Genomic DNA, 13,452 nt, shown 5'->3' with positions numbered 1-13,452 from the left:
TCTGGCCGCCCCGGACAGGATGTCAAGACCCGCATCGGGCATTCGGGTCGATCAACTGCTGGGCCCGCTCCCGGCCCCAGTTCCAGCTGCGCCAGTCACCGGTGCTTTCCACAAGACAGTTCGCGCGGACGCCGGGCACGTCGAGGAGGGCCGGCACGGCGTCGGGCGAGAGGTTCTGGAGATAGACGAAGTCGATCTCGCGGCCGTTCGCCGGGTGGATGTTGCGCTCGGCGATCAGCGCGTCCGGGTTGGCGGCGGCCAGGCCGAGCAGGGCGAGAACTCCGGCGGCGATCGCCACTCGGGGCAGCCAGGATCCATTTATCCGTACGCCGGCGAGCAGCACCAGGAGCAGGGTGAAGACGACCCAGAGCTCGCAGCAGAAGACCAGCAGGCGCAGGCGGGTCAGGCCGTACTCGTCGGTGTAGATGGTCATCCGGTTCAGGGCGGTCGCGGCGATGACCAGGGTGAGCGTGGTCAGCGTGCCGAGGATGACGCGGATCAGGAGGCGGTCGGCGGGCTCGTCGCGGGGCGCCCAGCGGGCGGCGCCGGCCAGGACGACAAGGGTCAGGGCGGTGACGGCGCTGAGCTGGAAGAAGCCGTGGCGGGCGGCGTTCGCGTACTCGGCGACCTGGAAATTGCCGGCGAACAGGACCACGGCCTGCACGCCGACGAAGGCGCCGAAGAGCATGGTGAGCAGGGTCAGCGGGATCGCCCACTCCCAGCGGTGCACCTTGCGGGTCGCCGCGGTGTCCAGGCTGGACAGATCGGGCGGAGCGGTGGCCAGCAGGGCGGCCCCACCGACGATCATGGTGGCCAGGCCGCCGATGAAGATCCAGCGGAAGAGGGATCCGCTGGTGAGGTCGGGCATGACCGCCTCGATGGCCTGGGAGAAGTAGAGGTCGGCGGAGGCCAGGAGGGCGCCGAACGCGGCGAGCAGCACGATCGAGACGGTGGCGGTGGCGGCGATCCGCACGCTGATGCCCTTGCTGAGACCTCTTCGCAGCCAGGGAAGGGCGCGGAAGGACGCGATCAACGGAATGGTGTACGCGGCGAAGATGCTCCGCATCGAACGGCCGCCGGCCAGGGCGAGGGCGGCGGTCAGCGTCGCGGTGACCAGGCAGAGGGCGAAGAGCCAGCCCGCCGCGCGCAAGGTGCTGACCGCGAGCAGCGCGACGGTGGCAGCCGTCCAGGCGATGCGCTCCGGGTTCACCACTCTTGTCGACATATCCGAAATGGGCGCTATATTACCGATCGGCATTGGTCGGGATGGCGCGATCCGGGCCACGGTCACGGCCGCGACCGCGACCAACGTGCTGATCAGCCAGCCCACGCCGGGCTCGCCCAGCGGGAGGCTGAAGGCGGTGACAGCGGCGGCGGCCATCACGGCTGCTGTCGTGGCGCCGCTCGCCGGGAGGCCGGGTCCCGGCCATTGCCGCCACCAGGGTGCGGCGGAGGGCCAAGGCCCGTGAAGAGGCCGTGTTCTCCAGTCCGGTGCGTTCGTGGTGAGGGACAAGGCTCTACCTCCGTCAGGGCAGCATCGATCGGCCCGGCTTCTCGGCGGGCTTTGTCGGTCTTGCTTTTGCTTAAAGCGGCAAGGTCACCTGGATGTGGCAGCCGGGGCGGCCGCGCTCGGGGTCGACCACGGCGATCGTGCCGCGGTGCATCTGGACCACCCAGCGGGCGATGGCCAGGCCGAGGCCGGTGCCGCCGCCGGCCGGGCGCTCGCCGCGGGTGAAGCGCTCGAAGACCCGGTCGCGTTCGTTCGGCGGGATGCCCTCGCCCTCGTCGGCGACCGAGACGAGCAGGTGCTCGCCGCGGCGCTCGGCGCGCACCTCGACGGTGCCGCCGGGCGGGCTGTGCCGGGCCGCGTTGTCGACCAGGTTGGCGAAGACCTGGTGCAGCCGCTGCCGGTCGCCCGGCACGACGATCTCGGGCGACGTGACCTTGAAGAGCACGTCACGGCCGGCGCCGGCCGCGTTCACCTCGGCCTCGCGCACCACGTCGCGCAGGAAATCCGGCACGTCGATCGGGTGGCTGGCCAGCGGTGTCACCCCGGCGTCGACCCGGGACAGGTCGAGCAGCTCGGTGACCAGGCGGCCGAGGCGCTCGGTCTGGGCGAGCGCGGTCTGCATCATCGCCGGGTCGGCCTCGGCCACCCCGTCGACGATGTTCTCCAACAGCCCCTGGAGGGCCGTGATGGGCGTACGCAATTCATGCGAGACGTTCGCGATCAGCTCTCGCCGCTGGCGATCGGCCGCGCCCAGGTCGGCCGCCATCTGGTTGAAGGCGACCGCGAGCTCGCCGACCTCGTCGGCCGAGGTGGCGCGGACCCGGCGGTCGTAGTCGCCCTGTGCCATGGCCCGGACGGCCGCGGTCATCTCGCGCAGCGGCGAGGTCATGCCGCGGGCCAGGAACTGGACGATCGTCACGCCGATGACCGTGGCCGTGACGCCGGTCCAGATCGGGAACCAGCCCAGCCACAGGTAGAACCAGACGAGCCCGCTGAAGCCACCGGCGAACAGCACCATGATGATCTTCATCTTGATCGACCGCACCGGGTCGAGCGGGCGCGGCAGTTTCACTTTCACTTCTCCACCTCTAAGGCGTAGCCCACGCCGTGGACCGTGCGGATGAGGTCGGAGCCCAGCTTGCGGCGCAGGCCCTTGATGTGGCTGTCGACCGTCCTCGTGCCGGAGGCGTCGGCCCAGCCCCAGACGTCGGCGAGCAGGCGCTCGCGGGGAAGGACCGTGCGCGGGTGCGCGGCCAGATGCACCAGCAGGTCGAACTCGGTCGGGGTCAGGTGTGCCTCGACGCCGGCCCGGGTCACCCGCCGCTCGGCCTGGTTGATCTCGAGGTCGCCGAACCGGAGCGGTGCCGGTTTCTCGCTTTTCGTTTTGGTGGCTCGCCGCAGGAGAGCGTGGACCCGGGCGGCCAGCTCGCGCATCGAGAACGGCTTGACCATGTAGTCGTCGGCGCCGACGGCGAGACCCACCAGCAGGTCGGTCTCGTCGTCGCGGGCGGTCAGCATGAGGATCGGCACCGGGCGCTCGGCCTGGATGCGGCGGCACACCTCGAGACCGTCGAAGCCCGGCAGCATCACGTCGAGCACGATGGCGTCGGGCGGCGTCCGCCGGGCGGCTTCCACCGCGGACGGGCCGTCGCCGGCCACCTCGACCGTGAAGCCCTCGGCCCGCAGCCGCGCCGCGACCGCCTCGGCGATCGTTTTTTCGTCCTCGACGACCAGGACCCGTCGCTCCGTCTCCACGGCCCCCACCCTTTCCTCGCCGTCGCGGCCGGTGTGCCCCCGTGACGCACCGGCTTTCCTCGTTGTGGCGGCCGGTGTGCCCCCGTGGCTCACCGGCTTCCTTCGACGGCGGTGAGCCTATTGATCACCCGTGCAGGCCGGGCGCTGAGGTTGTGAACAACCTGTGGAGATCAGAGTAGGCGCGGACACTTTCCCGGGTTCCAGCGTTTCCCCCATAACCGTATATAAACGGTAAAGGGGGAACAGTTGGACATCATCGATCCGTTGGTCGGCGCGCTCGTCGCGCAGGTCATCAACTGGATGGTGGCGGAACTGCCCGGACTGCGCATCCGCCACTTCGACCTCCGCATCACCTGGCGGTCCAGCCGGCCTTCCGGGGACGACGAGCCGTGACGACCTTCGACGCCTTCTACCGGGACCAGTTCCGGTGGCTCTTCGTCCGGATGAGGGCTTGCGGGCTCGGCGAACAGGACGCCGGGGACGTCGCCCAGGAGGCCATGCTGCGGTTGTACCGGCAATGGTCCGAACTGGACCGATCGTCGGAGCCGGCCTTGAAGGCGTACGTGCTGACCACGGCGAAGAGGATCCACATCGACCGGGCCCGCCAGGCCGTACGGCAGCGAACCGGCCTCACCCGCATGGCGCCGCTGGTGCGCGTGGCGGAGGACGACGCGTACGGCGGAACGGAGGCGCTCGACGTCCTGCGCGTCCTGGACGGCCCGTCGCGCGAGGTGATGTCGCTGCTCTACGACGGCCTGCGCATCGGGGAGATCGCCTCGCTGCTCGGGCGCAACCCCTCGACCGTCCGGTCACAGCTGCAGAAAGCCCGCGAAACCCTGCGGCCCTTGCTGGCCCGTCAAAAGGAGTTGGATCATGGTCGATGAGGTGCTGACGCCCGAGGAGCGCGCCCTGTTCTCCCGGGCCGAGGCGGAGGCCCTCACCGGCCTGTCTTTCGACTTCGAGGCAGGCTTGGCCGACGTGAAAAGGCGCGCGCCGGCCGGAATCCCGCGCCAGCGCACAGGATCGTCGGTAAGAGCCCGCATCAGCGTGGTGGCGGCGGTCGTGATGACGGCTTTCGGGGTGACTTACGGCTTCCAGCAGGCAACGACGGGCGCCCTGGTGTTTTCCGGCCCCTTGCCGCCGTCGCGGTCGTCTCCCCAGGCATCTGCGCTCTCCACCCCGCCGCCCTCCAGTCCGTCCGGGCCTTCCTCCATCGCGTCGGCTGCCGTGTACCCCGGCGGCCCCACGGCTCGGCCGGCCTCCCCGCCGGTCGGCCCGCCTTCACTGACCGGCCCTGTCGGCTCGCCCTTCGCGGGCGGTCCTCTGGGTTTGCCCTCTACGGGCGGCTCTGCGGGTTCGCCGTCCGTGGGCGGTCCTGAAGGTTCGCCGTCCGCGGGCGGGTCTGCGGGTTCGCCGTCCGTGGGCGGTCCTGGGGGTTCACCCACCGCCGGTGGCCCTGCCGGCTCGCCTTCTGGGGCCGGCCCCTCCCGGCCCGCGCCGACCTCGCCGGCGCCGTCCGGATCGCCGTTCCCTTCCACGGCGGGCACGGCGACGTACCGGCTGCGTTATCCGGCGACCCTGGTCACCGTGCCGATCAGCGGCGCCGCCCCGCAGAGCCTGGCCCTCGACGAGCCGAAAATCGTCAACGACGGCCCGGTGCGCATCTCGGCGTCCCCCGGCACCGGCGACTCGGTCCTGGCCAGCAGCGGCGGCGTGCTGGCGGCAATGATCCCCACCGCCGACGCGACCCCCGGCGACTGCGCCCAGGCGATCCAGCAGACGCCGGACTCCCAGCTGCCCCTGCGCGAGGACCGCACGTACTGCCTCATGACCGCAGACTCCGATCCCCAGCAGACCTTGGTCCGCCTTAACGTCGAGCAGCCGCACCAGGAGGGGCAGCTCTTGCTGCGGATCAAAGCCTGGGACGCCACGCCGTAATTCACGCGTGCTGAAACCGGCAACATCACGAGCGTTCAGACGGAGTCGAGCAGGTCGGGTTCTGCGTCTTCTTCAAGGGCCCACGCTAGTACGGGGTTTTCGACACCGGCTTGATCTAGTGCGATTTCGGCGGCTGTGCGCAGTCGTGCGAGTGAGATGTTCCGCTCCCAGGGCTTGAGAGTTTCTTTGCGAAGGGCGGCGTAGTAGGGGGTGAGTGTTGAGCCGGCGAGAGCCCACCGTTCCGCGGTAGCTGGGCCGAGTTTTGGTAGCCGTTCCTGGAAGACCGCCTCGATGCGCGGTCGGGAGGCCGGGGTGATGAGAGTCAGGTCATGGAGGGCGAGCTCGGTTCTGATCTCGTCGAGTAGCCGTGTCTCTGTCTTCGGGGGAAGGGTCAGAAACTGGCGGCGTGTCTCGGCGACGTGGAAGCCGAGGTCCTTGGCCATCCAGAACAGGCGATCATGCGCGCGGCGGCAGACCAACAGCGGGATGACGGGCAACTGTACGTTCGCGTTTCGCACCACGGCAGCCTTGTGGAGAAGCTGATGAACTTCAGCATGGCGTGGGTACAGCGTGAGCCGCCGGTTCTTGACCTCGATGAGGACTGCGTGTGTCTGTCGGGGAAGGGCGGTGATGGGGTCAATCGTGGAAAGCCAGGCACCCGAGTCGAGGGCTCCCTGTAGGGCTGTAGCGCCGACCTTCTTCACTTCGCCGAAGAGTTGGTTGATGTTGATGGAGGTGTAACCGAACTTGAGTGCGTCGCCGAGGGACTCTCGGACGACGGTCTCACCAGCGGTCCCGAACTGGGCTGAATAGTTGAGGTACCGGGTGTAAAGTATCGCCTTACGCCGGATCGCCATCTCGATGGCGGTTTTTCGGCCTCGGCCCGTGTCAGGCGGTATGTAAAGGTCGGCGCCGCGGCCGGCCTTCGTGGGATGAGCCACCTTGGCGATCGTGCCCGAGCTGAGCAGGTTGTTGAGGCCTTCTTGGATGATGTGGGGAAGAGGAGAAGTGGTCGTGGCGAATCGGCGGCACGCCGATCTCCCATAGCCGGGCCTCGAGTTCGGCGTGCGGTGCTGCCAGTTGCGTCTCGACGACCTCGGCGAGGTGCCTCTCGGCGAGTGCGACCCAGCCGGATCGGTCGAGTCCGCTAGGCCCACCCCGCCCGTGTTGAGCTGGCATCTTCTGTTTTCCCCCGCGTCGGTGCCCTAATACAGAGATGGCTCTGGTTCGCCCCGCGCACCTCCGCCAATGGCTGCTGACCCTTTGGCGGGCGTCAACATAAAGCGATGGTTGGCTATGGAGTCGCACAGTTTGGGCGACGGGGTGTCGGCCGTGGCCGGTACGGGCGCTCGTCTGAGTCACTGTGCGGAGGGCAGAGCTATCCGCCAGGGCCTGTGGATAACCCTGTGGACAAGGGTGTGGGGCTGTGGATAACTGTGTGGATTGGGTGGGGAGCGGGGTGTGGTCAGCGCTGCCAGTCGTGCTTGGCGGCTCGGATCAGGCGGTCTTTCAGCTCTCGGGTGTGGCGGCGGCTTACCGGGAGCTCTACGCCGTCGACGTTCACCACGTAGCCGGAAGGGGTCAGGCGTAGCTCGGCTATCAGGCGGATCTGCACCAGGAAGGATCTGTGGATGCGGACGAAGCCGGCGTCGGCCCAGCGCTCGGCCAAGGTGGCCAGGGAGACGCGGACCAGGTGGGAGGCGTCTGACGTGTGCAGGCGGGCGTAGTCGCCCTGTGCCTCGACCCAGCGGACCGAGCTTCTCGGCAGCATGCGGGTGGTGCCGGCCAGCTCGACGGGGATGGCGGGCTCGTCGGCGGGCTGGGTGGGTGCGGCGGCGGGGACGGTGCGCAGGCCGGCCACGCGGCGGAGGGACTCGCCCAGGCGTTCGGCCCGTACGGGCTTGCGGACGTAGTCGGTGACGCCCAGGTCGAAGGCGTCGACGGCGCCGTCGTCGTACGCGGTGACGAAGACGATCGCGGGTGGGCGGGCGAAGCGGCGCAGGATGCGGGCCAGCTCCATGCCGTCGAGGCCGGGCATGCGGATGTCCAGGAAGACCGCGTCGACCTCGGTGTCGCGCAGCACGCGCAGCGCCTCGGTGGCGTCGCCGGCGCGGTGCACGTGTGCCACCCGGCCGTCGGCGTTGAGCAGGTAGGCCAGCTCGTCGAGGGCGGGTGGCTCGTCGTCGACGGCCAGCACGACAAGGCTCACGCTCGTACTCCCGGGTGGAACTTCGGCACTCGCATGCTCACCTTCGTCCCGGCGCCGGGCGCGGTCTCCACGACCAGGCCGAAGTGGTCGCCGAAGACCGAGCGCAGGCGCTCGTCCACATTTGCCAGGCCCACGTGCTGCCCGTCGTCGGTCTCGGGCCCGCCCGCCGCGAAGACCTCCGGATCCATGCCGACGCCGTCGTCCTCGACCGTGATGTGACATTCGGCACCGGCGTCCCGTGCCTCGATGCTCACCATACCGACGCCCGGTTTACGGGACAGACCGTGGCGGACGGCGTTCTCGACGAGCGGTTGCAGGCACAGGAAGGGCAGGCCGACGGGTAAGACCTCGGGGGCGATCTGCAGGCGTACCTGAAGCCGATCTCCGAATCTCGCCCGCTCAATGGTCAGATAGCGGTCGATGGAGCGCAACTCCTCGGCGAGCGTGGTGAAGTCGCCGTGGGCCCGGAAGGAGTAGCGGGTGAACTCGGCGAACTCGAGGATCAGCTCGCGGGCGCGCTCCGGGTCGGTGCGCACGAACGAGGCGATCGCGGTCAGCGCGTTGTAGATGAAGTGCGGGCTGATCTGGGCTCGCAGCGCCCGCACCTCGGCTCGGGCCAGGCGCTCGCGGGACGATTCGAGCTCGGCCAGGGCGATCTGGGTGGCGGCCCAGCGGGCGGTCTCCAGGGTGGCCTGGACGAGCCCGGGCGCGGGATGGTCGTCGGCCACGGCCACCAGGGCGGCTGCCGCGCGGCCGTCGGGGCCGGAGAGTGGGGCGACGACGGCGCCGCGCACCACGCAGTCGACGCGGTCGCAGGGCAGGTCGGCGGCGGCGAGCACGACCGAGCGGTGGGTGTCGAGGGCGCGGGTGGCGGCGGCGGTGAACTGCTCGGCGTGGTGGCTGCCGCGGCCGTCGAAGGCGAGGCAGCGGTCGCCGTCGGCGATGGTCAGGCCGGCCGCGCCGACCAGGGCGCGCAGGTGGCGGGCGGCCTTGCCGGCCGAGGCGGGGCTGAGGCCGCCGCGCAGCGGCTCGGCGGCGAGCGCGGCCGTGTGCAGGACGTCGTAGGTGGCCCGCTGCATGGCGGTGGCGATGCCGCGGCGGGCCCGGAGCCGCACCACGGCGAGGACGGCGGCGGCCAGGGCGGCGAGGACGGCGACGACCGCGAGCACGCTTCCGACCTGGTTCACGCAGCAGATATTGACGGCTACGGGTCGATTCGTCCAATGGTCATACCGTGTTGGCAGGGTGCCAATTGGGATTACCGGCGAGTAACGAAGCGATCAACGATCGACGCACATCGATACACGTGCGACACCCCACACCCCAGGGAGTGCTCCATGAAGAGACTCGCGCTGATCGCCGCGGTCGCCCTCGCCGTGGCCGCGCCGGCCGCACCCGCCCAAGCCGCCAACCCCTACGAGCGCGGTCCGGCCCCCACCAACGCCAGCATCGAGGCCACCCGCGGATCGTTCGCCATCGCCCAGGTCACCGTGGCCCGCTCGTCGGTCAGCGGCTTCGGCGGCGGCACGATCTACTACCCCACCAGCACCGCCTCGGGCACCTTCGGGGCCGTCGCCATCTCGCCTGGCTTCACCGCATCGCAGTCGGCCGTGTCGTGGCTCGGCCCGCGGCTCGCCTCGCAGGGCTTCGTGGTGATGACGATCGACACCAACAGCACGCTGGATCAGCCCGACAGCCGGGGCACGCAGTTGCTGGCCGCGCTCGACTACCTGACCGGGCAGAGCTCGGTCCGCACGCGGATCGACGCCACCCGGCTCGGCGTCATGGGCCACTCGATGGGCGGCGGCGGCAGCCTGTCGGCCTCGCGCACCCGGCCGTCTTTGCAGGCCGCGATCCCGCTGACCCCCTGGCACGGCACGAAGAGCTGGAGCACCGACCGGGTGCCGACGATGATCATCGGGGCCGAGAGTGACACGGTGGCGCCGGTCAGCTCACACTCCGAGCCGTTCTACACGAGCATGACGTCGGCGCCGGACAAGGCGTACCTGGAACTCAACAACGCCAGCCACTCGGCGCCGACCTCGGCCAACGTGACCGTCGCGAAGTACTCGATCTCGTGGCTCAAGCGCTTCATCGACAACGACACCCGCTACGACCAGTTCCTGTGCCCGGCACCCAGCGGATCCGCGATCCAGGAGTACCGGGACACGTGTCCCCACAGCTAAAGCTTTAATAGGCGCCCTTGCGCTTCAGGACGACCCAGATCGTGCGCCAGAGGATGCTGAGGTCGTACGTCAGGGACCAGTTGTCGACGTAGTACAGGTCCAGGCGTACGGCCTCGTCCCACGAAAGATCTGAACGGCCGGAGACCTGCCACAGACCGGTTATCCCGGGCCGGACCAGCAGGCGGCGGCGGACGTCGCCCAGGTAGTCGCCGTCGTCGGCGGGCAGCGGGCGCGGGCCGACCAGCGACATCTCGCCCTTGAGCACGTTGATCAGCTGGGGCAGCTCGTCGAGCGAGGTGGCCCGCAGCTTGGCGCCGAAGGCGAAGATCCGGGGGTCGTTCTTCATCTTGAAGAGCATGCCGTCGGACTCGTTGAGCTCTTCCAGCGTGCGCTTGCGCTCTTCCGCGTCGACGTACATCGTCCGGAATTTCCAGACCCGGAACGTCCGGCCCTCGTGACCGACGCGGGGTTGCCGGAAGAAGACCGGGCCCGGGTCGGAAAGCTTGATGCCGATCGCGATGAGCAGCAGGATCGGGCTGAGCAGCAGCAGGCCGATGCCGGCGGCGACCCGGTCGAGCAGGTTTTTGATCAGCCAGCCGGGGCCGGAGAGGGTCGGCTCCTCGACGTGCAGCAGCGGCAGGCCCTCGATCGGGCGGATGTGCACCCGGGGGCCGGCGATGTCGGTGAGCTGCGGCGCGACCACCAGGTCGACGCCCGTGCCCTCGAGCTGCCAGGCCAGGCGGCGCAGCTCGCCCGGCTCGGCGCTGGCCGAGCCGCAGACCGCGATCGTGTCGGCGCCGACCTCACGCACCAGCGAGAGCACGTCGCGGGCCGCGTAGACCGGCACCGGCGTCTCTATGCCGCGGGCGGCGGCGTAACCGTCCGTGATGTGGATCGCGACCGGGATCAGGCCGGCGGCCGGGCTGCGGGTGACCGCGGTGTAGACCTCGAGGGCCTCGGGCAGGGTGCCGACCAGGATCATCCGGTGGGCGCCGTGCCCGGTGCGCCGCCGGGCGAAGTGCAGCACCTGGCGGGCGAGCACGCGGTCGAGCAGCAGGAACAGCACCGCGCTGAGCGAGACCAGGGCGACCGTGCCACGCGAGAGCTGGGTCTTGGTGGCGAACGCGAGCAGCGACACGCAGGCCACGACCGTGACCGAGGTGCGGACGATGCGTTTGAACTCTTCGCTGCCCAGGCCCAGGTAGCGCCGGTCGTACGTGCCGTTGGCCCACAGCAGGATCAGCCAGCCCAGCGGCAGCACGAGGTACGCGAAGAAGTAGAAGAGCTCGGCGCCGTGCAGGAACCCGAGCGACCGCTCCTGGAAGCCGGATTTCGCCTTTTCCAGGTATGTCGCCGCGAGGTAGCTCGCCGACAGGACGGCGAGAAGATCGAGAAAGACCAGGACCGCCGTGTACGGGCGGTGCCAGCGCGACAGGCGCTTGTGCTGCCGGGTCCAGGCCGATCGGGGTACGCCGTTGCTCGGCGGCGGCTCCTGCTGCCACTCGAAGCTGTCGTACGGCACGGGTCTGCTCCGGCTGCTGTCGGTAACTGGGCGATGCAGGCTAGCGGTCACCTCGCCTACGTCCTCCCGCATCCGGAAAAGATTACGCACCGCCACGGAATTCGAGGGCAGCCGCGACTCCGGGGCCCGCTCGAACGTGTGACGGTTACGTTGGACCGGGCCACTATACCGATGGATCGGGCGGAAAGAAGCGGACGTTCAGGCCGCTTTCCCACTCCTGTACGCAGGGTGACCGTTGCGGCGCTAACGGATCAACTTGGACAGGCGTCGGTCGGCGAGAGGCTTGCCTCCGGTCTGGCAGGTCGCACAGTACTGGAGGCTCTTGTCGGCGAACGACACCTCCCGCACCGTGTCGCCGCAGACCGGGCAGGGCAGCCCCGTGCGAGTGTGTACCCGCATGCCGGCCCTCTTCTCGCCCTTGAGTTCGGCCGCCCTCTGCCCCACCGAACGGGCGACGGCGTCGGTCTCGACCTCGCGCATCGCCGCGTAGAGCGTGTCGATCTGCTCGTCGGTCAGCTTGCCGGTGAGCGCGAACGGCGACATCTTCGCCACGTGCAGGATCTCGTCGGAGTAGGCGTTGCCGATGCCGGCGAGCACCTCCTGGTCGACGAGCACGCCCTTGACCTGGCCGTTGCGCCCGCGGAGGCGCTCGGCGAACTCGTCGCGCGAGACGGCGAGCGCGTCGGGGCCGAGCCGCGACACGCCGGGCACCTCGGCCGGGTCGCGCACCAGGTAGGCCGCGAGCGACTTCTGGGTGCCGGCCTCGGTCAGGTCGAAGCCGGAGCCGTCGTCGAGGCGTACCCGAAGGGCGATGGGCCCACTGCCGGGCTTGAGCGGGGCCGGCGACTTGAAGGCGTCGCGGTAGTGCAGCCAGCCGGCGCGAGCCAGGTGGATCACCAGATGGATCTCGGGACGCTCATCCTCTGGACCCAGCCCGATGTCGAGGAACTTGCCCTGCCGTCCGGCCGAGATGATCTTTAGGCCGTTGACGGCGGTGGCGGGCGGGTCGTACGTCTTCAGGGCGCTGAACGACGAGACCTCGAAGCGCTGCACGGTGTGGCCGACCGCGCGCTCGCGCAGATAGGCCGCGAGCGCCTCGACCTCAGGAAGTTCGGGCACAGGGTCAACGGTAGCGTTTCCGGGCGTGAAGGTCGTCGTTGCGCACAACCGGTATCGAGAAGCGATGCCGTCCGGTGAGAACGTCATCGTGGACACCGAGATCGCCCAGCTCCGCGCGGCGGGGGCCGAGGTGATCCCCTTCCAGCGCAGCTCCGACTCGATCGGTGACCTGCCGCTGGCCGAGAAGGCGCTGCTGCCCCTGTCGCCGATCTACGGGCGGGCCGCCCAGCGGGACCTGTCCCAGCTCCTCGAGGCGGAACGGCCGGATGTGCTCCATCTGCACAACCCGTACCCCCTGCTCTCGCCCTGGGTCGTCCGGACCGCGCACAAGCACGGGGTGCCGGTGGTGCAGACCGTGCACAACTATCGCCAGGTCTGCTCGTCCGGGCTGTACTTCCGCGACGGGCACAACTGCCAGGACTGCCGGGGCAAGATCATTGGCTGGCCGGCCGTGCAGCACAAGTGCTACCGGGGTTCGTCGGCGCAGAGCGCGCTGATGGCGACCACGCTGGCCGTGCACCGGCCGACGTGGCGCTCGGTCGACCGGTACATCGCGCTCACCGACCGGATCGCCGCCCACCTGCGCGACTACGGCATCGCGGACGACCGGATCGTGATCAAGCCGAACGGCCTGCCCGACCCGGGCGAGCCGGAGCCGCTGGGTTCGGGCTTTCTCTATGGGGCCCGACTTTCCCCCGAGAAGGGCCTGGGTTTGCTGCTCGACGCGTGGCAGCGGCACCCGGACGGGTCGCTCGGCACGCTGCGCATCGCCGGGGACGGCGAGTTGCGCCCCTTGGCCGAAACCGTGGCAGCTGCCCGTGGCGACGTCGAATATCTCGGTATTTTGGACAAATCGGGCATGGAGGCCGCGCGCCGCGCCTCGGCGGTGGTGATCGCGACGCCGACCTGGAACGACGTCCTCCCGACGGTGATCCTGGAGGCGCTGTCGGCCGGCCGGCCGGTGCTGGGCACCCAGGTCGGCGGCATCCCCTACCTCGTCGGCGACACCGGCTGGGTCGTGCCGCCCGAGCCGGAGGCGATCGCGGCCGCCCTGCCGCTGGCCCGCGACGAGGCGCCGGGCCGGGCCCGGGCGGCCCGCGAGCGCTATCTGCACCACTTCCACCCCGACGTGCTCACCGCCCGGCTCCTGGAGATCTACGCCGGACTCTCAGCGAACTCCGAGCGCTCGCCGAGGTAGAAAGCGCGCCGGCCG

At 69.8% G+C, this 13,452-nt stretch carries 13 protein-coding genes; 5 read left to right on the top strand and 8 right to left on the bottom strand.

Annotated features, from left to right (window positions below; all coding sequences use genetic code 11):
- Positions 1 to 22 precede the first annotated feature (22 nt).
- From CRP55_RS33120 to CRP55_RS33110, 3 genes are all read right to left on the bottom strand, one after another.
- Entirely contained in the window at positions 23 to 1,381 is a 1,359-nt protein-coding gene (locus CRP55_RS33120; protein ID WP_097325355.1) for a DUF4153 domain-containing protein, read from the bottom strand.
- Between the two features lie 202 nt (positions 1,382 to 1,583).
- Complete coding sequence (locus CRP55_RS33115) at positions 1,584 to 2,588, bottom strand: HAMP domain-containing sensor histidine kinase (protein WP_438865833.1); 1,005 nt, start codon at positions 2,586 to 2,588, stop codon at positions 1,584 to 1,586.
- Positions 2,585 to 3,265 (bottom strand): response regulator transcription factor, encoded by a 681-nt coding sequence (locus tag CRP55_RS33110; RefSeq protein ID WP_438865832.1) that lies wholly within the window; start codon positions 3,263 to 3,265, stop codon positions 2,585 to 2,587. The genes CRP55_RS33115 and CRP55_RS33110 overlap by 4 nt, the downstream gene beginning before the upstream one ends.
- A gap of 246 nt (positions 3,266 to 3,511) precedes the next feature.
- On the opposite strand from CRP55_RS33110, the gene CRP55_RS53385 reads away from it, so the two are divergent.
- The 3 genes from CRP55_RS53385 to CRP55_RS33100 all read left to right on the top strand — a co-directional run bounded on the left by CRP55_RS53385 (position 3,512) and on the right by CRP55_RS33100 (position 5,203).
- Entirely contained in the window at positions 3,512 to 3,658 is a 147-nt protein-coding gene (locus tag CRP55_RS53385; RefSeq protein ID WP_179855432.1) for a hypothetical protein, read from the top strand.
- Positions 3,655 to 4,149, top strand: coding sequence for an RNA polymerase sigma factor (locus tag CRP55_RS33105; protein WP_097325351.1), 495 nt, complete (start codon positions 3,655 to 3,657; stop codon positions 4,147 to 4,149). Before CRP55_RS53385 ends, CRP55_RS33105 begins: the two co-directional genes overlap by 4 nt.
- A gap of 703 nt (positions 4,150 to 4,852) precedes the next feature.
- Entirely contained in the window at positions 4,853 to 5,203 is a 351-nt protein-coding gene (locus tag CRP55_RS33100; RefSeq protein ID WP_097325349.1) for a hypothetical protein, read from the top strand.
- Between the two features lie 35 nt (positions 5,204 to 5,238).
- Here CRP55_RS33100 and CRP55_RS33095 read toward each other — a convergent pair whose 3' ends face one another.
- The 3 genes from CRP55_RS33095 to CRP55_RS33085 form a co-directional block, all read right to left on the bottom strand.
- Positions 5,239 to 6,144, bottom strand: a complete 906-nt coding sequence (locus CRP55_RS33095; protein WP_143235076.1) for a hypothetical protein — start codon at positions 6,142 to 6,144, stop codon at positions 5,239 to 5,241.
- A gap of 524 nt (positions 6,145 to 6,668) precedes the next feature.
- A complete protein-coding gene (locus CRP55_RS33090; protein ID WP_097325347.1) occupies positions 6,669 to 7,412 on the bottom strand; it encodes a LytR/AlgR family response regulator transcription factor in 744 nt (247 codons plus the stop codon).
- Complete coding sequence (locus CRP55_RS33085) at positions 7,409 to 8,599, bottom strand: sensor histidine kinase (protein ID WP_097325345.1); 1,191 nt, start codon at positions 8,597 to 8,599, stop codon at positions 7,409 to 7,411. Before CRP55_RS33085 ends, CRP55_RS33090 begins: the two co-directional genes overlap by 4 nt.
- 150 nt (positions 8,600 to 8,749) lie before the next feature.
- Between CRP55_RS33085 and CRP55_RS33080 the strand changes: the two genes are divergently transcribed.
- A complete protein-coding gene (locus CRP55_RS33080) occupies positions 8,750 to 9,598 on the top strand; it encodes a poly(ethylene terephthalate) hydrolase family protein (RefSeq protein ID WP_097325343.1) in 849 nt (282 codons plus the stop codon).
- Between the two features lie 4 nt (positions 9,599 to 9,602).
- Here the strand turns inward: CRP55_RS33080 and CRP55_RS33075 are convergent, their stop codons facing one another.
- Together CRP55_RS33075 and CRP55_RS33070 are read right to left on the bottom strand one after the other, a co-directional pair.
- Positions 9,603 to 11,192: a sugar transferase gene (locus tag CRP55_RS33075; RefSeq protein ID WP_097325341.1), complete on the bottom strand. Its 1,590-nt coding sequence runs from the start codon at positions 11,190 to 11,192 to the stop codon at positions 9,603 to 9,605.
- Between the two features lie 171 nt (positions 11,193 to 11,363).
- Positions 11,364 to 12,239: an Fpg/Nei family DNA glycosylase gene (locus CRP55_RS33070; RefSeq protein ID WP_097325339.1), complete on the bottom strand. Its 876-nt coding sequence runs from the start codon at positions 12,237 to 12,239 to the stop codon at positions 11,364 to 11,366.
- A gap of 25 nt (positions 12,240 to 12,264) precedes the next feature.
- Here CRP55_RS33070 and CRP55_RS33065 point away from each other — a divergent pair, with 25 nt between their 5' ends.
- Positions 12,265 to 13,437 carry a glycosyltransferase family 4 protein gene (locus CRP55_RS33065; RefSeq protein ID WP_097325338.1) on the top strand — a complete coding sequence of 391 codons (1,173 nt, stop codon included), beginning with the start codon at positions 12,265 to 12,267 and terminating at the stop codon, positions 13,435 to 13,437.
- Positions 13,438 to 13,452: the final 15 nt, after the last annotated feature.

It is taken from the genome of Paractinoplanes atraurantiacus (assembly GCF_900215205.1).
Taxonomy (GTDB): Bacteria; Actinomycetota; Actinomycetes; order Mycobacteriales; family Micromonosporaceae; genus Actinoplanes; species Actinoplanes atraurantiacus.
The sequence above is the reverse complement of the archived record's forward strand: the minus strand, read 5'-3'. Positions and strand labels throughout refer to the sequence as shown.

What these genes read in the sequence shown, in the direction of transcription:
- CRP55_RS33120 (WP_097325355.1), bottom strand. Translation starts at nt 1,381, where the DNA reads ATGGCCGCCGCCGCTGTCACCGCCTTCAGCCTCCCGCTGGGCGAGCCC.
- CRP55_RS33080 (WP_097325343.1), top strand. Translation starts at nt 8,750, where the DNA reads ATGAAGAGACTCGCGCTGATCGCCGCGGTCGCCCTCGCCGTGGCCGCG.
- CRP55_RS33075 (WP_097325341.1), bottom strand. Translation starts at nt 11,192, where the DNA reads ATGCGGGAGGACGTAGGCGAGGTGACCGCTAGCCTGCATCGCCCAGTT.